This is a genomic window from Rhodococcus sp. NPDC003318 (genome assembly GCF_042879035.1).
Lineage (GTDB): Bacteria > Actinomycetota > Actinomycetes > Mycobacteriales > Mycobacteriaceae > Rhodococcus_G.
Window position 1 is genome coordinate 795,408 of record NZ_JBIAOU010000001.1, and the last position, 20,783, is coordinate 816,190.

General features: G+C 69.5%; 20 protein-coding genes and 1 pseudogene. 12 read left to right on the forward strand and 9 right to left on the reverse strand.

The window, feature by feature from the left end; all coding sequences use genetic code 11:
* The first annotated feature begins 106 nt into the window (after positions 1 to 106).
* On the forward strand, positions 107 to 1,117 hold the full coding sequence (locus tag ACFYVR_RS03505) for an alpha/beta hydrolase (protein ID WP_387469636.1): 1,011 nt from the start codon (positions 107 to 109) through the stop codon (positions 1,115 to 1,117).
* Complete coding sequence (gene mtr / locus ACFYVR_RS03510; protein WP_387469639.1) at positions 1,114 to 2,487, forward strand: mycothione reductase; 1,374 nt, start codon at positions 1,114 to 1,116, stop codon at positions 2,485 to 2,487. Before ACFYVR_RS03505 ends, mtr begins: the two co-directional genes overlap by 4 nt.
* 134 nt (positions 2,488 to 2,621) lie before the next feature.
* On the opposite strand, the gene ACFYVR_RS03515 is transcribed toward mtr, so the two are convergent.
* Complete coding sequence (locus ACFYVR_RS03515) at positions 2,622 to 3,131, reverse strand: winged helix-turn-helix transcriptional regulator (RefSeq protein WP_387469642.1); 510 nt, start codon at positions 3,129 to 3,131, stop codon at positions 2,622 to 2,624.
* A 126-nt stretch (positions 3,132 to 3,257) separates the two neighbouring features.
* On the opposite strand from ACFYVR_RS03515, the gene ACFYVR_RS03520 reads away from it, so the two are divergent.
* Together ACFYVR_RS03520 and ACFYVR_RS03525 are read left to right on the forward strand one after the other, a co-directional pair.
* Complete coding sequence (locus ACFYVR_RS03520; protein WP_387469645.1) at positions 3,258 to 4,427, forward strand: thiolase family protein; 1,170 nt, start codon at positions 3,258 to 3,260, stop codon at positions 4,425 to 4,427.
* Between the two features lie 94 nt (positions 4,428 to 4,521).
* Positions 4,522 to 5,217: an SDR family oxidoreductase gene (locus ACFYVR_RS03525; protein WP_387469647.1), complete on the forward strand. Its 696-nt coding sequence runs from the start codon at positions 4,522 to 4,524 to the stop codon at positions 5,215 to 5,217.
* A gap of 12 nt (positions 5,218 to 5,229) precedes the next feature.
* Here the strand turns inward: ACFYVR_RS03525 and ACFYVR_RS03530 are convergent, their stop codons facing one another.
* From ACFYVR_RS03530 to ACFYVR_RS03540, 3 genes are all read right to left on the reverse strand, one after another.
* On the reverse strand, positions 5,230 to 6,243 hold the full coding sequence (locus tag ACFYVR_RS03530; RefSeq protein WP_387469650.1) for an isopenicillin N synthase family dioxygenase: 1,014 nt from the start codon (positions 6,241 to 6,243) through the stop codon (positions 5,230 to 5,232).
* 48 nt (positions 6,244 to 6,291) lie between these two features.
* The gene (locus tag ACFYVR_RS03535) at positions 6,292 to 7,776 is read right to left on the reverse strand and encodes a SulP family inorganic anion transporter (RefSeq protein WP_387469653.1); all 1,485 of its coding nucleotides are present in this window, start codon (positions 7,774 to 7,776) and stop codon (positions 6,292 to 6,294) included.
* Between the two features lie 116 nt (positions 7,777 to 7,892).
* Positions 7,893 to 8,438: an alpha/beta hydrolase gene (locus tag ACFYVR_RS03540; RefSeq protein ID WP_387469656.1), complete on the reverse strand. Its 546-nt coding sequence runs from the start codon at positions 8,436 to 8,438 to the stop codon at positions 7,893 to 7,895.
* Between the two features lie 122 nt (positions 8,439 to 8,560).
* Between ACFYVR_RS03540 and ACFYVR_RS03545 the strand changes: the two genes are divergently transcribed.
* From ACFYVR_RS03545 to ACFYVR_RS03555, 3 genes and pseudogenes are all read left to right on the forward strand, one after another.
* Positions 8,561 to 8,923, forward strand: a complete 363-nt coding sequence (locus ACFYVR_RS03545) for a GntR family transcriptional regulator (protein ID WP_387470336.1) — start codon at positions 8,561 to 8,563, stop codon at positions 8,921 to 8,923.
* A pseudogene (locus tag ACFYVR_RS03550) lies at positions 8,920 to 9,563 on the forward strand (ATP-binding cassette domain-containing protein). The gene ACFYVR_RS03545 and the pseudogene ACFYVR_RS03550 overlap by 4 nt, the downstream one beginning before the upstream one ends.
* Positions 9,560 to 9,880 (forward strand): hypothetical protein, encoded by a 321-nt coding sequence (locus tag ACFYVR_RS03555; RefSeq protein ID WP_387469658.1) that lies wholly within the window; start codon positions 9,560 to 9,562, stop codon positions 9,878 to 9,880. The pseudogene ACFYVR_RS03550 and the gene ACFYVR_RS03555 overlap by 4 nt, the downstream one beginning before the upstream one ends.
* Positions 9,881 to 10,308: 428 nt before the next feature.
* On the opposite strand, the gene ACFYVR_RS03560 is transcribed toward ACFYVR_RS03555, so the two are convergent.
* The 3 genes from ACFYVR_RS03560 to ACFYVR_RS03570 all read right to left on the reverse strand — a co-directional run bounded on the left by ACFYVR_RS03560 (position 10,309) and on the right by ACFYVR_RS03570 (position 14,287).
* Positions 10,309 to 11,838: a cobyric acid synthase gene (locus ACFYVR_RS03560; protein ID WP_387470338.1), complete on the reverse strand. Its 1,530-nt coding sequence runs from the start codon at positions 11,836 to 11,838 to the stop codon at positions 10,309 to 10,311.
* Between the two features lie 20 nt (positions 11,839 to 11,858).
* Entirely contained in the window at positions 11,859 to 12,716 is an 858-nt protein-coding gene (map, locus tag ACFYVR_RS03565; protein WP_387469661.1) for a type I methionyl aminopeptidase, read from the reverse strand.
* A gap of 104 nt (positions 12,717 to 12,820) precedes the next feature.
* A complete protein-coding gene (locus ACFYVR_RS03570; RefSeq protein WP_387469663.1) occupies positions 12,821 to 14,287 on the reverse strand; it encodes an MFS transporter in 1,467 nt (488 codons plus the stop codon).
* A 139-nt stretch (positions 14,288 to 14,426) separates the two neighbouring features.
* On the opposite strand from ACFYVR_RS03570, the gene ACFYVR_RS03575 reads away from it, so the two are divergent.
* Positions 14,427 to 14,900: a MarR family winged helix-turn-helix transcriptional regulator gene (locus ACFYVR_RS03575; RefSeq protein ID WP_387469666.1), complete on the forward strand. Its 474-nt coding sequence runs from the start codon at positions 14,427 to 14,429 to the stop codon at positions 14,898 to 14,900.
* 78 nt (positions 14,901 to 14,978) lie between these two features.
* Positions 14,979 to 15,338, forward strand: coding sequence for a hypothetical protein (locus ACFYVR_RS03580; RefSeq protein WP_387469668.1), 360 nt, complete (start codon positions 14,979 to 14,981; stop codon positions 15,336 to 15,338).
* A 40-nt stretch (positions 15,339 to 15,378) separates the two neighbouring features.
* On the opposite strand, the gene ACFYVR_RS03585 is transcribed toward ACFYVR_RS03580, so the two are convergent.
* A complete protein-coding gene (locus ACFYVR_RS03585; protein ID WP_387469670.1) occupies positions 15,379 to 15,567 on the reverse strand; it encodes a ChaB family protein in 189 nt (62 codons plus the stop codon).
* Between the two features lie 139 nt (positions 15,568 to 15,706).
* Complete coding sequence (locus tag ACFYVR_RS03590) at positions 15,707 to 17,392, reverse strand: AMP-binding protein (protein ID WP_387469672.1); 1,686 nt, start codon at positions 17,390 to 17,392, stop codon at positions 15,707 to 15,709.
* A 103-nt stretch (positions 17,393 to 17,495) separates the two neighbouring features.
* Between ACFYVR_RS03590 and ACFYVR_RS03595 the strand changes: the two genes are divergently transcribed.
* The 3 genes from ACFYVR_RS03595 to ACFYVR_RS03605 all read left to right on the forward strand — a co-directional run bounded on the left by ACFYVR_RS03595 (position 17,496) and on the right by ACFYVR_RS03605 (position 20,646).
* Entirely contained in the window at positions 17,496 to 18,365 is an 870-nt protein-coding gene (locus ACFYVR_RS03595) for a LuxR C-terminal-related transcriptional regulator (RefSeq protein WP_387469675.1), read from the forward strand.
* A gap of 32 nt (positions 18,366 to 18,397) precedes the next feature.
* Positions 18,398 to 19,810 carry an APC family permease gene (locus tag ACFYVR_RS03600; RefSeq protein WP_387469677.1) on the forward strand — a complete coding sequence of 471 codons (1,413 nt, stop codon included), beginning with the start codon at positions 18,398 to 18,400 and terminating at the stop codon, positions 19,808 to 19,810.
* A gap of 71 nt (positions 19,811 to 19,881) precedes the next feature.
* Entirely contained in the window at positions 19,882 to 20,646 is a 765-nt protein-coding gene (locus tag ACFYVR_RS03605; protein WP_387469679.1) for a nuclear transport factor 2 family protein, read from the forward strand.
* Positions 20,647 to 20,783: the final 137 nt, after the last annotated feature.

Genomic DNA, 20,783 nt, shown 5'->3' on the forward strand with positions numbered 1-20,783 from the left:
TCGCCGACTGCCAACCGGATAGGTTACCCGCGCGTACCCGCGAGGTTTACCTCCCCTCAATTGTGCGCCACCTGGGGGCCGGGTTTGACCACTAGGATTGTGATTTGTGACTACCTGGGTACCGGACATCCTCGGCGACGGCTACGAGCAGACCACACTCCAGCTCGGTGAGGATCCCGACGGGGAGGGTGAGGTCGTCGCGACCCTCGTCCGCTACCGCCCGGCGGGTGCCACCGCGCGGCGCCAGGCCGTGATCTACCTGCACGGATTCACCGACTACTTCTTCCAGACCCACGTCGCGGAGCACTTCCACGACCGGGGCTACGACTTCTTCGCCATCGACCTGCGCAAGTGCGGCCGCTCCCGGCGCCCGGGTCAGACACCGCACTTCGTGACCGACCTCGCCCTGTACGACGACGAGCTGGACTGGGCTCTCGAGACGGTCCGCGAGCAGGTCGACGGCGGCTCGGTGCTGCTGACCGGCCACTCGACCGGCGGCCTGATCCTGCCGACCTGGCTGGACCGCGTGAATCGCCGACCCGGCGGCACGACCGGCGCCGGGGTCTCGGGACTGATCCTCAACAGCCCGTGGTTCGACCTGCAGGGTCCGTCGTACGTCCGCAACGTCGGCACGGTCGCCATCCGCACCGTCGGACGCGTCAAGGACAGGCTCCAGCTTCGGCAGCCGCCGATCGACGTGTACGGGCGCACCCTGCACCGCGACCACGGCGGCGAGTGGGACTACGACCTCGAGTGGAAACCGTTGCGCGGCTTCGGCGTCACCTTCGGCTGGCTGCGCGCCGTCCGACGGGCGCAGGCGGTGCTGCACCGCGGACTCGACGTCGGGGTGCCGTCGCTGATCCTGCGGTCCAAGTCGACGCACTACTCGATGCGCTACACCGAGAAGTCGGAGGTCGCGGACCTCGTCCTCGACGTCCGGCAGATCGCCCGATGGGCCGGATGTCTCGGCGACCGCACCACCATCGTGCCGATCGAGGGCGCGCGGCACGACGTGTTCCTCTCCCGGGAGGTGCCCCGCAAGCAGGCGTTCGAGGAGGTCGACCAGTGGCTCGACTGGCTGCAGGGTCAGGCCGTGAGTGAGGGGCAGGGCGCATGACGCACTTCGATCTGGCGATCATCGGATCCGGTTCCGGCAACACCATTCTCGACGACCGGTTCGCGGGCATGAAGGTCGCGATCTGCGAGGGCGGCACCTTCGGCGGCACCTGCCTGAACGTGGGGTGCATCCCGACGAAGATGTTCGTCTACGCCGCCGAGGTGGCCCGGACGGTACGCGAATCCGCCCGCTACGGCGTCGACGCCCGGATCGAGAAGGTGCGCTGGTCCGACATCGTCGACCGCGTCTTCGATCGGATCGACCCGATCTCGGCGGGCGGCGAACGCTACCGCCGCGACGGGAACCCGAACACGACGCTGTACTCCGGCTACGCGACGTTCACGGGGCCGCGCCGGATCCGCACCGGCACCGGGGAGGAGATCACCGCCGACCAGGTGGTCATCGCGGCCGGCTCGCGGCCGATCGTCCCGGACGAGATCGAGCGGTCCGGCGTCCGGTATCACACCAACGACGACATCATGCGGCTGCCGACGCTGCCCGACCACCTCGTGATCGTCGGAAGCGGCTTCATCGCCTCCGAGTTCGCACACGTGTTCTCGGCGTTCGGCACGAAGGTCTCGATCATCGGTCGCGGCGACCGGCTCCTACGGGATCTCGACACGGACGTCTCGCAGCGGTTCACCGACCTCGCGCGCGCCAAATGGGATGTGCACCTTGGTAATCCGGTGACCGAGGTGACCGGCGACCCGGGAGCCGTCGAGGTGCGCCTCGCCGACGGCACCGTCGTCTCCGGCGACACGCTGCTGGTCGCCACGGGGCGCACACCGAACGGCGACCGACTCGACGCAGCCAGTGCGGGCGTCGAGGTCGACGACCGGGGCCGCGTCGTCGTCGACGAGTTCCAGCGCACCACCGCCAAGGGCGTGTTCGCGCTCGGTGACGTGTCCTCGCCGCACCAGCTCAAGCACGTCGCCAACCACGAGGCGCGGGTCGTCCAGGAGAACCTGCTCCGGGACGCGTGGAGCGCCGGCGCCGACCTGGCGCGGACGAACCACCGGTTCGTGCCGGCCGCGGTCTTCACCGACCCGCAGATCGCGTCGGTCGGACTGACCGAGGCGCAGGCCCACGAGCAGGGCCTGAACGTCTCCGTGAAGGTGCAGCGGTACGCCGACGTCGCCTACGGATGGGCGATGGAGGACGACGAGGGGCTGTGCAAGGTGATCGCCGACCGCGACACCGGCCTGCTCGTCGGCGCCCACGTCATCGGCGCGCAGGCGTCGACGGTGATCCAGCCCCTGATCCAGGCGATGAGCTTCGGCCTGCCCGCCCGCGAGATGGCTCTCGGCCAGTACTGGATCCACCCGGCCCTGACCGAGGTCGTCGAGAACGCGCTCCTCGGCCTGGACTGAACAGAAACCACCCCTGGCTGAAGGCGGCCTTCGTTCGCATCAACGAGACGAAGGGCGCCTTCAGCCGGACCGGCGACACCGACAGCCCCGGCTGAAGGCGACCTTCACGCGCATCAACCGCACGAAGGGCGCCTTCAGCCGGCGGGGGCTCCGGGGGCCGTGGGCGCAGCGGTGGCGTTCACCCGCAGCCGCAGGCCGTCGAGTGCGACGTCGTCGCCCGCGTCGGTGCTCACGCGCACGCGCACGGGCGCGCCGGTGGTGTCGTCCACGACCTGCAGCGGTGCCCCGTCGCGTTGCAGGTACTTGTCGCCCCACTGCATCAGGGCGATGACCGCGGGCAGCAGGTCCCGGCCCATCTCGGTGAGGACGTACTCGTACCGCGTGCGCTGACCGGGTTCGCGGTACGGCGACTTGGCGAGCAGTCCGGCCTCGACGAGTTCCTTCAGCCGCGCCGAGGCGACGGCGTCGGTGATCCCCACCCGGTGGGCGAAGTCGTCGAACCGCGTCGTGCCGTAGTAGGCCTCGCGCAGCAGCAGCATCGCCGATCGGGTGCCCACGATGCCCATCGCGCGGCTGATCGAGCAGCGCTCGTCGGCATCCCACGACGACCGGTCCGCGAGCGGACCCTGCAACTTCATCGGCATGCGTTCAGAGTACTGACTTCGAGAAGGTGTAGCCAGATGTCCGGAATCTGGGTATGGTTTTCCATAGCTAGATGGTTCACACAGTCAGAGGAACCGTCGGATCCTCACGATCGAGAAGGACACACGATGAGAGACGCAGTGATCGTCGAAGCCGTCCGCACTCCCCTGGGCAGAGGAAAGGCGCCAGGTGCGCTGCACGACGTGCATCCGGTGGACCTGATGGCGCACAGCCTCCGGCAGGTCGTCGACCGCAGTGGCGTCGACCCCGCCCTGATCGACGACGTCATCGGCGGTGTGGTCAGCACGGTCGGCGAGCAGGGGGCGAACGTCACCCGCCGCGCGGTGCTCGCCGCCGGTTACCCCGAGTCCGTGCCTGCCACGACGGTCGACCGGCAGTGCGGAAGCAGCCAGCAGGCAGTGCATTTCGCGGCACAGGGTGTGATCGCGGGCGCCTACGACATCGTCGTAGCGACCGGAGTCGAGTCGATGAGCCGCGTCCCGATGGGCTCGAGCCTGCTCGGCACCACAGATCCGAACGGCGTCGCGTTCACCGAGCGGTACCCCGACGGCCTCGTGCCGCAGGGCATCAGCGCCGAACTGATCGCCGCCCGCTGGGGCATCTCCCGAACCCGGATGGACGAGTTCTCGCTCGCCAGTCACGCGAAAGCCGCGGACGCCACGAAGAACGGGCTGTTCGACGCCGAGATCAGCCCGGTCGGCGAGGTGCGCACCGACGAGGGAATCAGGGTCGGCAGCACACTGGAGACGATGGCGGGGTTGCGCCCGGCCTACTTCGACGAGGCAATGGCCCGCCGATTCCCCCAGATCGGCTGGAACGTCACCGCGGGCAACGCCAGTCAGGTGACCGACGGCAGCGCCGCGATGCTGATCACCACCAGCGAGCGGGCCGAACAGCTGGGACTGCGGCCCCTGGCCCGGATCCACAGCGTCGCCGTTGCAGGCGACGACCCGCTGTACATGCTGACCGCGGTCATCCCCGCGACCCGCAAGGTCCTCGAACGCGCGGGCCTCACCCTCGCCGACATCGACCTGTTCGAGGTGAACGAGGCGTTCGCGTCCGTCGTACTCGCCTGGGCGCAGGAGACCGGCGCCGACCTGAGCAGGGTCAACGTCAACGGCGGCGCCATCGCGCTCGGCCACCCGCTCGGCGCCAGCGGAGCCCGTCTGATGACCACCCTGACCCACGCCCTGCACGACCGCGGCGGCCGTTTCGGTCTCCAGACCATGTGCGAGGCAGGCGGATTGGCGAACGCCACCGTCATCGAACGACTGTGACCGCGAGCCGACGAGCCCTTCCCCAACGACCGCCCTCCCCCACCCCACACCCCTCCCCCACCCCACACCCCTCCCCAACGACAGAAGGACACCCATGAATCTCCACGGACGCACCGTTCTCGTCACCGGCGCCACCGGCGGCCTCGGTCGCGAATTCGTCCGCCAATCCCTGGCCCGGGGCGCCCGCACGGTGTACGCCGCCGCGCGACGGGACCACGACTGGGACGACGATCGGATCATCCCGCTGCATCTGGACGTCACCGACCTCGCCTCGGTGCGAGCCGCCGCAGCGGCGGCCGGGGACGTGGAGGTGCTCGTCAACAACGCCGGAACCACCGGCGCAGCTTCACTTCTCGAATCCCCGATGGACGAGATCCGGCACACGTTCGAGACGAACGTCTTCGGGCCGCTGGAGCTGATCCGGGCGTTCGCGCCGATCCTGGCGCGGGATGGCGGCGGCGCCGTCGTCGACGTGCACTCGGTGCTCAGCTGGCTCGCCACGCCCGGCGCCTACAGTCCGTCGAAGGCCGCGTTCTGGGGCGTGACGAACGCGGTGCGACTGGAACTGGCCGGGCAGGGGACTCAGGTCCTCGGGGCACACCTCGCGTACACGGACACCCCGATGATCGCGCACCTCGACGTACCGAAGTCGGACCCCGCCGTCGTCGTCGCCCGGATCCTCGACGCGCTCGAGGCCGGCGAGGACGAGGCGATCGCCGACGAGACCACGGCGGGATTCCGATCGGTACTCGCGACCGCGACCACGGGACGGATCCCGAGCCGGGCCTGACGGAGGCGACGATCAGGTACGCAGGGCGGGCAGGTCGAGCAGGTCGCGGTGGTAGCGCTCGGTGACGTTCGGGTGCGCCCGCAGCCGCGACTTGAGGGCGTTGAGCCCGTAGCGGGCATGGAGCGTGCCGCCGTGCTCGTCCGACCCGACGCCCCTGGCTGCGGCCGCCAGTTCGGGCAGCAGCAGCACCGTCGGCAGGGACTGGTCGTAGCCCGGATTGAGGAAGAACGGCAGCGAGACCCGGTCGGTGCCCGCGGCGGGCGGCAGCACCCGGTGCACCGTGGCGCGGAGGTAGCCGCCGGTCGCGACCTCGAGCAGTTCGCCGATGTTGACGAGGAAGTGCCCAGGGATCGGGTCGACGCCCAGCCAGGCGGTCCCTCCGTCCCGGGTGCCGGTCTCGACCTGGAAGCCGGTGCTCGTCGGCTCGGGGTACAGCAGGGTCAGGGCGCCGACGTCCTTGTGGCTGCCGACGCCCTGACCGGTCACCGACCCGTCGTGCCCGGGATAGCGCGCGATCTTCAGCAGCGGGTCCGGGTCGTCGAACGCCGCGTCGAAGAAGTCGGCCGGCGCGCCGAGCGAGGACGCCCAGCCGCGGATCAACCGCAGGCCGACGTCCTGGGCCCGGGCCATCCACTCGAGCGCCAGGTCTCGCAGCTGTGGGACCCGGGCCGGCCACAGGTTCGGACCGTGGAGGACGTCCCACGGCCGAGCGGGATCGACCGGGTACACGGCGGCGCGTTCGGGGCCGATGTCGAGTTGCTCACGCCAGTCGACGTATCCCTGCGTGCGTTCACCGCCGACGCGGGTGTAGCCGCGGAACTGCGGCGAGTGGACGTTCTCGATCTCCAGCTTCTCGGCCTCGGGCAGCGCGAAGAAGGCGCGTGCGGCGGCGATCAGGTCGTCGGTCAGGCGTTGATCGATGCCGTGGCCGGCGAGGTGGAAGAAGCCGATCTCGTGGGTGACGGTGCGGAGAGCGTCGAGGTCGAGGTTCTCGAGGTCGACGACCGGGAGCGAGTGAGCGGACACCGAGGCCGAATTCCTTTCGTGCGTCACCGTCGAGGCTACGCCCGCGTCTCAGCCGAGCTTGCCCGACAACCGTTCGAGGCGATCGAGGCTCGCCCCGTCCAGACCGACGATCCGCACGGACTTCCCGTGCGCGGCGTACTTGTGCGCGACGGTGTCGAGGGTGGCGACGGTCGACGCGTCCCACACCTCGGCGTCGGTGAGGTCCAGAACCACGGCGTCGGGATCGCTCGCGTAGTCGAACCGGTGGACCAGGTCGTTGCTCGACGCCCAGAACAGCTGGCCGGTGACCCGGTACACCCGCTCGCCCTCGCCGTCGAGGACCGTCACGTCCGCCAGGTGCGCGACCCGCCTCGCGAACGCGACCATCGCGGTCAGGACCCCGAGAATCACACCCACTGCGAGGTTCTCGGTGGCGAGGGTGCCGACGACCGTCACCACCATCACCAGGGTCTCGCTGCGCGGCATCAGCCGCAGGGTCCGCGGCGCGACGCTGTGCCAGTCGAACGTGGTCGCCGCGATCACCACCATCACCGCGACCAGTGCGGCCATCGGAATCATCCCGACCACGTCACCGACGGTCACGCACAGCACGAGCAGGAACGCGCCGGCGAGGAACGTCGAGATCCGGGTCCGGGCGCGACCCTCCTTGACGTTGATCATCGTCTGGCCGATCATCGCGCAGCCGCCCATCCCGCCGAACAGCGCACCGGCCATGTTGGCCACGCCCTGCCCCCACGCCTCGCGGGTCTTGTCCGACGGGGTGTCGGTGATGTCGTCGACCAGCTTGGCCGTGAGCAGCGACTCGAGCAGGCCGACCAGCGCGAGGCCGAGGGCGAACGGCGCGACGACCGTCAGCGTGTCCCACGTCAGCGGTACGTCGGGAATCATCCACGTCGGCAGACCCGACGGCAGCTCGCCCTGGTCCGCGACGTCGGGCACGTCGAGGTTCAGCACCACCACGGCAGCGGTGAGCACGACGATCGCGATCAGCGGCGCGGGGACGGCGGTCGTCAGCTTCGGCACGACCACGACCATCACGATCCCCGCCGCGGTCAGCGGATACACCAGCCACGGCACGTCGATCAGGTGCCGGAGCTGGGCGGAGAAGATGAGGATCGCAAGTGCGTTGACGAACCCGATCATCACCGACCGCGGGATGAACCGGACCAGCCGCGCCACACCGACGAGAGCGAGCACGATCTGCAACGCACCGGCCAGCCACACCGCGGCGATCAGGTAGTCGATGCCGTGCGAGGCGACGAGCGGCGCGATCACCAGGGCCGTGGCCCCCGCGGCCGCCGACACCATCGCGGGCCGGCCACCGACGAACGCGATCGTCATCGCCATGACGCACGAGGTGTACAGGGCGACGCGCGGATCGACGCCGGCGATGACGGCGAACGAGATCACCTCGGGGATCAGCGCGAGCGAGGTCACCAGACCCGCGAGAACCTCGGTGGTCAGGCGCCGCGGGGATCGCAGTGCGCCGCGGACCGAGGTGACGTCGGATGGTGTGGGGACGGTGTCGTGCACCGGCAGAGTCTAGTGCTCGTCCACGACCGCCCGTCGACCGCCGAGTGTGCATTTGCTGTCGCGCGCACGCGGCGTGCGCACCGGCAGGTGCACACTCGCCCGAGTCGCGCGGCGCCTCACCACATGCTGGTGCGCAGGGAGATCTCCGTGGCCATCGCCGCGGCCGCGTCGCGAGGGACCGATCCGACGCCGGCGAGTTCGACCACTCGGAAGTCGGAGTAGCAACGCCGGCCGCTGGCGTCGGCATCGGAGCGGCCGTCCGGTCCGGCGACGAGCACGGTGGACGGGATCTCCACCGCCGGGCAGTCGCCACCGACGACCGCGGGGTGCGGACTGTCCGCCACGACCAGGCTCTTGAACCGCCCGAACGTGCGGGCGGCGGCCTCCCAGGCGAGCGCCGCACCCTCGCGGTCACCCGCGAGGTTCACGTAGGTGAGCCCGAGCCCGTCGAGAAGGGTGAGCAGCGCGGCGACGTCGAGGCCGTCGATCGTGTCGGGCACCACCGTGCGCAGGTCGGAGTCGTGGAGCCGTTCGCACACGGCGTCGTAGACCGATGCGTCCTCCCCCGCTGCGGGCAGCAGCACGACCACGTGGGCACTTTCGGGACCGTCGACCCGGACGGTGTAGACGACCTGTCCGACCGGCACTTCCGTCAACTCCATGGCATCGGACGGTACACGGAGAACCGGGGCGGACGAGAACCACTCGGTTGCGAGACGATCCGTCCAGTACTACGGTTAGTTACATGAGTAATGAACCAGTGAGCCGAGGCGGGGGCAATCCGGTGATCGACGGCGGCCGGCCGCTGTTCCAGCAGATCGCCGAGCAGATCGAGGCGGCGATCATCGACGGCTCGTTGACCGAGGAGACCCAGGTGCCCTCGACCAACGAACTCGCCGCGTTCCATCGGATCAATCCGGCAACCGCGGCCAAGGGCCTCAATCAACTGGTCGCCGAGGGCATTCTCTACAAGAAACGGGGAATTGGAATGTTCGTCACCGCAGGCGCACGCGAGACTCTCCGCTCCCGGCGCCGAGAAGCGTTCGCACACCAGTACATCGAACCCCTCGTCGCGGAGGCGCGCCGACTCGGCATTCCGATCGACGAACTCGAGTCCATGCTCGACGTGACGGAGGTGGCCCGATGACCCGCGGCCTGACGACAGTGCACGCCACCGGCGACACCGACGTCCCCGCCGTCGCGTCGATGCGCGAGATCGGCAAGCGCTACGGCGATGTCGATGCGCTCGCAGGCATCACGTTCGACATCGAGCAGGACAAGATCTACGGCCTGCTCGGACGCAACGGCGCAGGCAAGACCACCGTCGTGACGATCGGGCTGGCGTCGCGCGCCCCGCGCTGACCCTGTTCGACGAGCCGTACCTCGGCCTCGATGCCGTTGCCCGCCAACTGTTCTACGACCGTCTGTCCGACTACGCCGAACACCCACGGACCGTACTGCTGTCCACCCACCTGATCGACGAGGTCGCGAACCTGCTCGAACACGTCATCGTCGTCGATCGGGGCCGCATCATCATGGGCGACGACGCGGACTCGCTCCGCCGCTGGGCCGTGGTCGCGACCGGTCCCACCGCGGCCGTCGCCGCGTTCGCGGCGAAAAGCACCGTCCTGCACCGCGAATCGCTCGGCGCACACACCCGGGCGACGGTCCGGATCGCCGCCGACGAGGGCGACCGCGCCCTCCTGATCGACGCGGGCGGCACGGTGGAATCCGCCTCCCTGCAGGAGATCGTCATCCGAACCACCACCCAGGAGTCGACCTCATGACCACACTGACCACCTCGGCCCCCACCGTCGGGCAGGGCCGGAGCGAGATGTCCCGCGTCACCGCGGTGCTGCGGCTGCACACCGTCGCCTGGCCGCTCCTCGTCGCGTGGCCGGTCGGCATCGTCACGGTCTCCTTCGCGATCAGCTGGACGATCTACTTCCTGGTCGGCGCCGAGGAGGGCGAGGGTTTCACCGGTGCCGTGAGCGCCCTGCTCGGCTTCGTCATCGCGTTCTACGTCCAGGCGATGGCCCAGAGTTTCCCGTTCGCGCTGGGACTGAGTGTGACCGCCGCGAGTTCTACGTCGCGACTGTCCTGATGGCACTCGGCCAGTCTGCGATCTTCGCGGTGGCAGTGCAGGTGCTGTCCTGGATCGAGGCCGCCACGAGCGGATGGGGTGTGCACATGCCGGATGTTCGGAATCATGCGCTACGCCACGGACAATCCCGTCGTGCGGCTGACGGCACTGTTCGCGATCCTGCCTCTGACCACGGGTACCGCCATTCTCGCGGGTGCGATCTACCAGCGGTGGCGGACCACCGGCCTCCTCGCGGCCGGGGTCACGGTCCTCGGCGGGCTGGGCCTCGCGGCCATCCTGATCACCTGGGCACAGTGGTGGCCCGAAATCGGATCCTGGTTCGTCGACACCCCACGGGCGGTGCCGACCGTCGTCCTCCCGCTCGCGCTGGCGGTACTGACGCTGACCGGCGGCTGGGCCGCGCTGCAGCGCGCCCACGCCCTGACCGGTCACCCCGGGACGCCGCCGAGGCGGCTGGCGAGCACCGGAAGATTCCCGGGTGCGCCGCGTTCGATCAGGTCCAGCAGTGCGTCCACGTCGAGGTTCTGCTCGACGAGGTCGGCGAGCAGGTCGAGTTGAGCGTCCCGTTCGGCGGCGACGGAGGTGCCCGGGGCGACGGTGAACTCGCGACCGGTGGCGGCGGCGATCCGACCGAGCAACCGGCGCCGGTACCCGTCCGACTCGAGCAGACCGTGCCAGTGCGTGCCGAACACCGATCCGCGGACGCTGCCCTCCGGCGCTCCGTCGTCGTGGTGGAGCAGCGGTGCGTCCCCGGTGCGGGTGACCCGGCCGTGATGGATCTCGTAGCCGGACACCGGCAGCCCGTCCGCCACCCCGGACGCCTGGCGCAGCACCTTGTCGGCGGCGAACTCGATGTCGAGGTCGAACAACCCGAGTCCGTCCACGGTGCCCAAGCCGGACTCGACGTCGTCGACGATGCGCCGGCCGAGCATCTGGTAGCCACCGCAGACACCGAGGATCGGACCACCGGAGCGCGCCCGCGCGGTCAGCACGTCCGCGATCCCCGTCGACCTCAGCCACGCCAGGTCCGAGACCGTGGCCTTGCTGCCGGGGACCACGACGAGGTCCGCGTCCGCCAGCCGGGACGGCTCGGCGACCCACCTCACCGACACCCCCGGCTCACACGCCAGCGCCTCGACGTCGGTGGCGTTGGACACCCGAGGCAACCGGATCGCGGCCACCCGCAACCAGTCCCGGCCGCGCGGCGGGGCGGGCCTGCCCACCGGGGCGTCGGCGACCGTGGACAGCGAGTCCTCCGCGTCGATCCACAGGCCGTCCTCGAACGGCACCACCCCGAGTGTCGGACGCCCGGTGAGCTGTTCGAGTTGGGTCAGTCCCGGTTCGAGCAGGGCGACGTCGCCCCGGAACTTGTTGACCACGAACCCCGCGATCAGTGCCTGATCCTCGGGTTCGAGGACGGCGACGGTGCCGAACAGGTGGGCGAGCACTCCCCCGCGGTCGATGTCGCCGACGACGAGCACCGGGAGACCGGCCGCCCGCGCGAGGCCCATGTTCGCGAGATCGGTTGCCCGCAGATTGATCTCGGCCGGCGATCCGGCACCCTCGCAGATCACCACGTCGAAGTCGGCGCGCAGCGACGCGAGCTCGTCGGCGACGACGCCGCGCAGCCACTCGCGGTGCGTGATGTAGTCGCGCGCACCGACCGACGTGACCGCCTTGCCCCGGACCACCAGCTGCGACGTCCGGTCGCTGCCCGGCTTGAGCAGGACGGGGTTGAACCGCACGCTGGGCTGCAGGCCGCAGGCCCGCGCCTGCAGGGCCTGCGCGCGCCCGATCTCGCCGCCGTCGAGGGTGACGACGGAGTTGTTGGACATGTTCTGCGCCTTGAACGGCGCCACCGCGACCCCGCGGCGTGCCAGCAACCGACACAGTCCGGCGACGAGGACGCTCTTGCCCGCGTCCGAGGTGGTCCCGGCGACGAGCAGCGCGCCCCGCAGGTCCGCGGCGACCCGCGCCGTCACGGAAGCGTGAGAATCTCGGCGCCGGTCTCGGTGACGACGATGGTGTGCTCGAACTGCGCGGTCCACTTGCGGTCCTTGGTGACGACGGTCCACTTGTCGTCCCAGATCTCGTAGTCGACGGTGCCGAGGTTGATCATCGGCTCGATCGTGAACACCATGCCGGGCTCGATGATCGTGTCCACGTTCGGCTGGTCGTAGTGCAGGATCACCAGGCCGTTGTGGAAGGTCTCACCGATGCCGTGCCCGGTGAAGTCGCGCACGACGCCGTACCCGAAGCGGTTGGCGTAGGACTCGATGACGCGGCCGATCACGTTGAGTTCGCGTCCGGGTTTGACGGCCTTGATCGCCCGCGCGGTGGCCTCCCGGGTGCGCTCGACGAGCAGCCGGTTCTCCTCCGAGACGTCGCCGGCGAGGAAGGTCGCGTTGGTGTCGCCGTGGACACCGTCGATGTAGGCGGTGACGTCGATGTTGACGATGTCACCGTCCTGGACGACCGTCGAGTCCGGGATGCCGTGGCAGATCACCTCGTTCAGCGAGGTGCAGCACGACTTCGGGAAGTCCTTGTAGCCCAGCGTGGACGGGTAGGCGCCGTTGTCGATCATGTACTCGTGCGCGATCCGGTCGAGTTCGTCGGTGGTGACGCCCGGCGCCACCGCCTTGCCCGCCTCCTGCAACGCCTGGGCGGCGATCCGGCAGGCGAGGCGCATCTTCTCGATCGTCTCGGGGGTCTGCACCCACGGCTCGTTGCCCTCCTTGACGGTGGGCTTCCACGCGTATTCGGGACGCTCGATCTTCGCGGGCACCGCCAGGGTCGGCGAGACGGTTCCGGGTACCAGGGCTGCGCGCACAGACATGCGGACCAGGCTACGCGCCGCCGGTCGGATCAACGGGACGAGCCCGGCGCGCTCCCCGGACGGGGAGTGCGCCGGGCTCGTGTCGGGCTCGGTCCGCGCCGGTGTCAGTGCCGGGCACCGACCAGTTCGGCTTCGGGTGCAGGCGTCGAGGCCGGGCGAGAAGCCGGGATCATCGCGGCGACCGCCGCGGCGACGAGCGCCACGCCGCACCCGATCAGCAAACCGGTCCGGAAGCCGGCCTCGGTCGGGATCGTGTAGTCGCCGACCTGCACGCTCATCTGCGCGAGGACCACGCCGACGACCGCCGCGGCGAACGAGGTGCCGAGGGAACGCATCAGCGTGTTGAGGGCGTTGGCGGCGGCCGTCTCCGAGCGCGGAACCGCACCCATGATCAGGGTCGGCATCGCGCCGTAGGTGAAGCCGGTGCCCGCACCGCAGACGGCGCCGACGATCATCAGACCCGACGCGGAACCCATGAGGACCATCGACAGGGCGTAGGCGGCCGCGATGATCAGTGCGCCGACCATCAGCGTGACCTTCGGCCCCCGGGCCGAGCTGAGCTTGGCCCCGAGCGGCGAGACCGCCATCATCACGAATCCGCAGGGTGCCATCCACAGACCCATCTGCAGCATCGACTGCCCGAGTCCATAGCCGGTGGATTCCGGCAGCTGGAGCAGCTGCGGCAGGATCAGGGACTGGGCGTACATTGCGAATCCGACGACCAGACCGGCGATGTTGGTCAACAGGACCTGTGGGCGAGCCGTGGTCCGGAGGTCGATGAGCGGATCATGCGTCCGCAGTTCCCACCAACCCCAGGCGAGCAGCACGACGACGGCGACGGCGAACAGAGCGAGAATGGTGGCGCTGGACCAACCCCAGGTGGCGCCCTTCGTGACGGCGATCAGCAGGCTCACCAGTCCGACTGTGAGGCCGATCGCACCGACGGGATCGAACTTGCCCGGTTCGCCCTCCACCGGGGTGGCGGGCACGAACTTCCAGAGCAGAAGGCCGACAACGAGGCTGAGGGCCGCGGAGCCCCAGAACAGCATGCGCCAGCTCGTGCCCTCCGCGACGGCGGCGGCGATCGGCAGGCCGAGTGCGCCGCCGATACCCATGGAGGCGCTCATCAGCGCGATCGACGAGTTCAGCTTCTCCGCCGGAATCAGGTCACGCATGGCGCTGATACCGATCGGGACCATGCCCATGCCGATGCCCTGCAGTGCGCGGCCGGCGATCATCGGCCCCACGGATGTCGCGAGCGCGCACGCCACCGAGCCGAGAATCAGCGGCACCGTGCAGACGAGCAGCATGCGTCGCTTGCCGTACATGTCGCCGAGGCGGCCGGTGATCGGGACGCACACACCGGCCGCAACCAGCGTCCCGGTGACGGCCCACGAGGCGTTGGACGCCGTGGTGTCCAGGAGGCTCGGCAGGTCGGCGAGCAACGGGACGACCAGGCTCTGCATGAGCGCCGCGACGATACCTGCGAAGGCCAGAACAGCAACCAATACCTTCGGGTTCACGGCAGGTCTTTGACCAACCACGAGCAATCTCCTCACTACTTCACACATGACTTCATGACGTGAAACCAATCGTGTGCCCAATGCACAATGTTTGCATCGTACACATAGATTGCACGATACAATCAAATTGGAGACTGCAAAGCGGATGTATGGTACAAATCACCCTCGGTCGACAGAAGGGATGCACATGATCACGGCCGCGGCCCGGATCGAGTTCGAGACCATGTTGCTCACCAGGCACCTCGCGCGCCCGCGGCGCGGCGAGGGCGATCTGGAGTCGAGCGCCTACCTGCTGCTCAGCCGCATCAGCATGCAGGGGCCGATGTCGGTCGGCGAACTCAGCGAGGCCTTTCTCCTGGACACGTCGACCGTGAGCAGGCAGACCACGGCGATGGTCAATTCCGGTCTCGTCCAACGGATTCCGGATCCCCAAGGCGGGATGGCGCGCAAGCTCCTGATCACCGACGAGGGACGGCGCCGGCTCGACAAGGAGCGCGCGGGGATGATCGCGGGACTCGACATGGTGCTCGACGAGTGGAGCGAGGACGACCGCGCGGCTTTCGCCTCGCTGCTCGAGCGGTTCAACATCGACATCGAGCGCCGCACCGGCAACCCCTGGCCGCGCCCCGTCGACGCGGCCACCTCCTCCGACGCCCCCTGACCCCGGGCTCCCCGAACCGCGGCGGTTGAGGAGCCGCCGGATCGGGAATCCCCTCGACGCACGCCGAGGGAGGTCGTGATGTCGGACGACGTCGAGAAGCGCTGGAACGATCCACCGGAGATCCGGCGCGCCACCCGCTACGCCGCTGTCGTCCTCGGTATCGCGCTCACCGTCCTCGCGCTCGCCGCCGCGTGGGCCTACTCGGGACGCAGCGACTGCGCGGGCGCCGCGAACTCGATCTGCGCACCCGTCGACCGGTACGTGCTCGCCATCGGACCGGCCGCCGTGCTGATGATCGGCGGCCTCGGTGCCTTCGCCCACACGTACACCGTGTGGCGGCGCGGCGGCACCTGGCCGGCCTGGCACGGAGCCGGCTGGGCACTGATGACGCTGATGTTGATCTGTGCGGCGCTGGGTGCCGGACTACTCGCCGAGTGATCCCGGCTTCACCGCTTTCTCGCGCACCCGCCGCTGTCGTTCAGCCCTGCTTCGGAATCCAGTGGTCACTCTCGAGCTCGTAATGCTGCTTGAGCTCGCCGTAGGCCGCACGCTGGGCTTCCTCCCCCTCGCCGTACCGCTTGACGGCCGTCTCGTGGGCTGTCGCGAACGCCTCCTGCACCTCCTTGGAGGATCGACGCAACGTGTGCGGGAGCTCGAACCGATTCATTCCGGTACCCCTTCGTCGGCGATGAACACGTTCCCCCATTGTCCGTCCGAGGGCGCCGACGCGAAACCGCAACGCGCGCACTTTCTCCGATCCGTGAGTCCTTTCGGCCCGCCGGTGGGCCGAAAGGACTCACGGGGCGTCAGCCCTGCCGGAGGATGAACCGCTGCACCTTGCCGCTCGGCGTCTTCGGCAGCGACGGCACGAAGTGCACGGTCCGCGGGTAGGCGTGCGCGGCGAACTTCCTCTTGACCAGCGTCTGCAACTCCACCTCGAGTTCGGCGGTCCCCTCGACCCCGTCGCGGAGCACCACGAATGCCTCGAGCACCTCGCCACGCAACTGGTCCGGCATGCCGACGACGGCCGCCTCGATGACGTGCTCGTGCATCACCAGCACCGACTCGACGTCGAACGGGCCGATCCGGTAGCCGGCCATGATGATCACGTCGTCGTCCCGGGAGCTGAAGAAGAAGTGACCGTCCTCGTCCGCGCTGCCGGCGTCACCGGTGACGTACCAGCGGCCGTCCTCGGTGAACCGCTGCTTCGTCTTCTCGGGGGCGTCGACGTAACCCGTGAACCACATCAGCGGGCTGGCGTGGGTGTCGATCGCGACCCGACCCGCCGTCCCGGGCGGCGCGATGTCGTCGCTGTCGTCGAGCAGCACCGCGCACGACCAGCCCGGCAGCGCTCGTCCCATCGATCCGGCCGGCACGTCCTCCCGGAGCCCGTCGGCCCACGCGTTGACGATGAACATGCCGTGCTCGGTCTGCCCGTAGTGGTCGCGGACCTCGCAGCCGAGGGTGGACTTCGACCACGCCACGACATCGGGGGTCAGCGGCTCGCCGGCGGACGACGCGCGGCGCAGCGTCAGACCGTCGGGCACCGGACCGGTGTCGGCACGCAGGCTGCGGTAGACGGTCGGTGCGGCGGCGAAGTTGGTGACGCCGAACTTCTCGATCACCTGCCAGGTCAGCGCGGCCGAGAAACCGGCGTGCAGCAGCAGGCTGCGGGTTCCGGTCGCCAGCGGACCGAGCAGCGCGTAGTACAGCCCGTACGCCCAGCCCGGATCCGCCGCATTCCAGAACACGTCGTCGGGCCGGACGTCCAACCCGAATTCCAGGTATCCGTGGAACGACGCCAACGCCCGCACCGGCACCGGGACGCCCTTCGGCGTGCCGGTGGTGCCGGACGTGAACAGCTGCACGATCGGACCGTGTGCGCCGACCGCGACGGCGGCGCCCTTCGGATCGTCCGCGGCGTGCGCGTCGAGCAGGTCGGTCAGGCAGCGCTGGCCCTCGCTCACGGGTTCGCCGGCGGCGACGACAACCGACCACGGCGCGTCGGCGGGGATGTCCTCGCCCGGGGCGAGCTTGTCGAGCTGATTGCGATCGGCCACCACCACCTTCGCCCCCGACGAGGTGAGCCGGAATGCGATCGCGGGCGGCGCGAACGCGGTGAACAGCGGTACGTGCACCGCGCCGCGACGCCAGATGCCGAGCAGCGCGATCACCAGTTCGGCCGACTTGCCCATCAGGGTCGCGACGCAGTCGCCCGGCTCGACCCCGAGATCGGCGAGCGCAGCGGCGAACTTCGTCGATTCGGCACGCAGCTCACCGAAGGTGAGATCGCGCGACGACAGATCGGCTTCGATCACCGTGAACGCGACGGCGTCGGCGGGGTGGCGGTCGCACAGCAGCTCCGCGGCGCAGGCGTCGGCGGTGCCGTACCGACTGAGCAACTCGCCCACGCGGGCGGTGCTGTCTGCGCTGCTCCGCGCGGCGTTCTCTGGCGCGGTGGCGCTGTCTGTTCGGGTGGCGCTGTCTGCCATCGGGTTCCTCCCACATCGCTCCGGCATCCTGCCGGACATTCACTGGACTTATGATCTAGCTCACAAGACCTCCGCACCACCCCCGGAAAGGGGTAGCCACGAAATGCCGACGACTCCCCGCTCGTCGAGCCCCCTGCTTCGCCCCCGCGACGGCGACGCACTGCGGGCCGAACTGCGACTCGCCGCCGGGATCACCGACGTGCCGGTCTTCTTCGGCGGCGAGGTGCACGGCGGGGATCTGCTGCTCAGCGAGTTCATCGGCACCCGGACGAACGGGCTCAAGGGGTTGACCGTGCCGGCCAGCACGGGTCTGGGAGGCCGCGTCGCGGACCAGCGCAGACCGGCGTCGGTCCCGGACTATCGCAGCGCGGTGAACATCACCCACCAGTTCGACGCACCGGTCCTCGGGGAGGGTCTGCGGTCGGTGCTGGCGGTGCCGGTGGTCGTCGACGGCGTCTCCCGCGCCGTGCTCTACGCCGCGGTCCGCGAAACCACCCCGATCGGCGACCGCACCGCCGAGGTGCTGACCCTGTCGGGTCGGCGGCTGGCCGCCGAGATCGCGATCCGTGACGAGGTGGACCGCCGACTGCGCCTGCTCGGCACGCGGGAATCCACGAGCGGTTCGGTGGACGCCGCGGTGTCGGAGGGCATCCGCGACGCGCACGCGGAACTGCGGGTGCTCGCGCAGACCGTGTCCGACGGTGCACTGCAGGGGCGGCTCCGCGCGGTCGCCGACAAGCTCGCCGGACTGCTCACCGACGTCGTCGGACCGAGCGCCGTCACCCTCTCGCCCCGCGAACTCGACGTGCTCGCCCACATCGCGCTGGGCTGCACCAACAACGAAGTCGCGCATCGGCTCTCGCTCGGCCCCGAGACGGTCAAGAGTTACCTGCGCAGCGCGATGGGCAAGCTCGACGCCCACTCCCGTCACGAGGCGGTCGTCAGCGCGCGCAGGCTCGGTTTGCTTCCCTAGACCCAGGCAGGACCCCCGCGGGAGGAGGCGTCATGACCGCACCGTCGGCCACCACACCCGAGCCCACCCTGAAAAGGGTGATGGGGCCGTGGCTCCTGCTGTTGTTCATCGTGGGCGACATCCTCGGCACCGGCATCTACGCCCTCACCGGGCAGGTGGCGAACGACGTCGGCGGGGTGGTGTGGCTGCCGTTCCTGGTGGCGTTCGCCGTCGCGTTGATCACCGCGTTCAGCTACCTCGAACTGGTCACCAAGTACCCGCAGGCGGCGGGCGCGGCGCTGTACACCCACAAGGCGTTCGGCATCCAGTTCCTCACCTTCATGGTCACCTTCGCGGTGATGTGTTCGGGCATCACCTCCGCGGCGACGGCGTCACGCGCGTTCGCCGCCAACTTCGCCGAAGCGTTCGACCTGGACCTGCGCACCGGTATCGGGATCACCCTCCTCGGCGTCGCATTCATGCTGATCGTCGCCGCAGTGAACTTCCGGGGCGTCGGCGAGTCGGTGAAGATCAACGTCGTCCTGACCTGTATCGAGCTGTCCGGCCTGCTGATCATCGTCTTCATCGGCATGTGGGCACTCGGCATCGGCGAAGGCGACTTCTCCCGTGCCACGGTCTTCGACACCGGCGACCGCAGCGCGCTCGGCGGCGTCATCGCCGCGACCACCCTCGCGTTCTACGCGATGGTCGGGTTCGAGGACTCGGTGAACATGGCCGAGGAATGCAAGGAGCCGAGCCGGATCTTCCCGCGGGTGCTGCTGATCGGGCTGCTGTTCACCGGACTGATCTACGTCCTGGTGTCGGTGACCGCCATCGCGCTGGTGCCCGCCGACGAGCTCGGTGAGGGTGACACCCCGCTGCTGAAGGTCGTCCAGGCCGGGGCGCCCGGATTCCCCATCGGCATCTTCGCGTTCATCACCATGTTCGCCGTCGCCAACACCGCCCTGATCAACATGCTGATGGCCAGCCGGCTGCTGTACGGGATGAGCCGTCAACACGTACTGCCGCCGCAGCTCGGCCGCGTGCACCGGTCCCGACGCACCCCCTACATCGCGATCGCGTTCACCACGCTGTTGGCGTTGGGGCTGATCACGTTCGTCGGCGAGGTCCCGCAACTCGGCGGCACCACCGCGCTGCTGTTGCTGTGCGTGTTCACCATCGTCAACGTCGCCGTGCTCGTTCTTCGCCGGAACCCTGTGGAGCACAAACACTTCCGAGCCCCCATCGCACTCCCCGTCGTCGGCGCACTCAGCTGCGCGTTCCTGGCGACGCCACTGACCGACCGCAACCCCGACCAGTACGCGATCGCCGGGGTACTGCTGGCGATCGGCGTCGTGCTGTGGTTCGTGAACTTCCTCGTCAACAAGAAGCTCGGCGTGAAGGCGGAACTGCACCCCGAGTACCTGGAGGAGGACCCCGCCGACCACCACGGCCCCACCAACTGATTTCTGGAACGCGTTACAGAAAGTCTGGCATACTCCGCGGTGACCGACCCGCCGCCGACCCGAGGTGTGCCATGCTCGCCGACCCACACACCCTGCTCTCCCTCGCGCACGCCTCACCCGCCGCGGTCGCGGACCACGACAAGTCCGCCTGGCTGGCGCTGTTCGCGCGGCACCACGTCGTCGAGGACCCGGTCGGCGGGCGCCCCGTCCTCGGCGGACTGTACGACCCGCGCAGTCGACGACGCGGCGGCGAACCCCTCGCCCGGTTCTGGGAGACGTTCATCGCGCCCAACGACATTCGCTTCCATGTCGAACGCGCCGACATCGTCGACGGACTGACCGTCGTCCGCGACGTGACCATCGAAACCCGACTCGGCGGCGGTGTCGTGGCCCGCGCACCGATGCACCTGCTGTACGAAGCGGCCCTCGGCGACGGCGAACCCCGGATCCGGCGCATCGCCGCGCATTGGGAGGTCGCGCCGATGTTCGCGCAGGTCGCCGGCATCGCCCCGGCGAAGATCCGGGTCGGGGCGGCGATGGCCGGACGGATGCTGCGCAACCAGGGCCTCGGCGGGTCGCTCGCGTTCGGCGCCGCGGTCCGCAGCGTCGGCGAACCGGGCAAGAGGACGGTACGTCACCTCGTCGAATCGGCCCGGCGCGGCGACGCCGCCGCACTGCGCGTCCTCGGTGGCCGCACCGTCACCGACCTGACGAAGGTCATCGCCGCGGGCGACGCCGTCACTGCGTCGTGCACCGTCGACGGCTCCCCCGCGCTGCTGTGCTGCTACCTCGACCGCCGCACCCTCGACGTCGTGCGCGCCGTCGTCTACTCCTGACCCGCGTCTCCCCGCCCCTGTCCCCCGTCCCCTCCGGCCGAAGGCGCCCTTCGTTCGCACCAACCGCACGAAGGTCACCTTCAGCCGACAACAGCCCGCAGCCACCACCCTCCGGCCGAAGGCGCCCTTCGTTCGCA

Bases quoted from the DNA above. Each gene is read 5' to 3' on its own strand.
- mtr (WP_387469639.1), top strand. From the start codon at position 1,114: ATGACGCACTTCGATCTGGCGATCATCGGATCCGGTTCCGGCAACACC.
- ACFYVR_RS03515 (WP_387469642.1), bottom strand. From the start codon at position 3,131: ATGCCGATGAAGTTGCAGGGTCCGCTCGCGGACCGGTCGTCGTGGGAT.
- ACFYVR_RS03520 (WP_387469645.1), top strand. From the start codon at position 3,258: ATGAGAGACGCAGTGATCGTCGAAGCCGTCCGCACTCCCCTGGGCAGA.
- ACFYVR_RS03525 (WP_387469647.1), top strand. From the start codon at position 4,522: ATGAATCTCCACGGACGCACCGTTCTCGTCACCGGCGCCACCGGCGGC.
- ACFYVR_RS03540 (WP_387469656.1), bottom strand. From the start codon at position 8,438: ATGGAGTTGACGGAAGTGCCGGTCGGACAGGTCGTCTACACCGTCCGG.
- ACFYVR_RS03555 (WP_387469658.1), top strand. From the start codon at position 9,560: ATGACCACACTGACCACCTCGGCCCCCACCGTCGGGCAGGGCCGGAGC.
- map (WP_387469661.1), bottom strand. From the start codon at position 12,716: ATGTCTGTGCGCGCAGCCCTGGTACCCGGAACCGTCTCGCCGACCCTG.
- ACFYVR_RS03570 (WP_387469663.1), bottom strand. From the start codon at position 14,287: ATGTGTGAAGTAGTGAGGAGATTGCTCGTGGTTGGTCAAAGACCTGCC.
- ACFYVR_RS03575 (WP_387469666.1), top strand. From the start codon at position 14,427: ATGATCACGGCCGCGGCCCGGATCGAGTTCGAGACCATGTTGCTCACC.
- ACFYVR_RS03580 (WP_387469668.1), top strand. From the start codon at position 14,979: ATGTCGGACGACGTCGAGAAGCGCTGGAACGATCCACCGGAGATCCGG.
- ACFYVR_RS03585 (WP_387469670.1), bottom strand. From the start codon at position 15,567: ATGAATCGGTTCGAGCTCCCGCACACGTTGCGTCGATCCTCCAAGGAG.
- ACFYVR_RS03590 (WP_387469672.1), bottom strand. From the start codon at position 17,392: ATGGCAGACAGCGCCACCCGAACAGACAGCGCCACCGCGCCAGAGAAC.
- ACFYVR_RS03595 (WP_387469675.1), top strand. From the start codon at position 17,496: ATGCCGACGACTCCCCGCTCGTCGAGCCCCCTGCTTCGCCCCCGCGAC.
- ACFYVR_RS03600 (WP_387469677.1), top strand. From the start codon at position 18,398: ATGACCGCACCGTCGGCCACCACACCCGAGCCCACCCTGAAAAGGGTG.
- ACFYVR_RS03605 (WP_387469679.1), top strand. From the start codon at position 19,882: ATGCTCGCCGACCCACACACCCTGCTCTCCCTCGCGCACGCCTCACCC.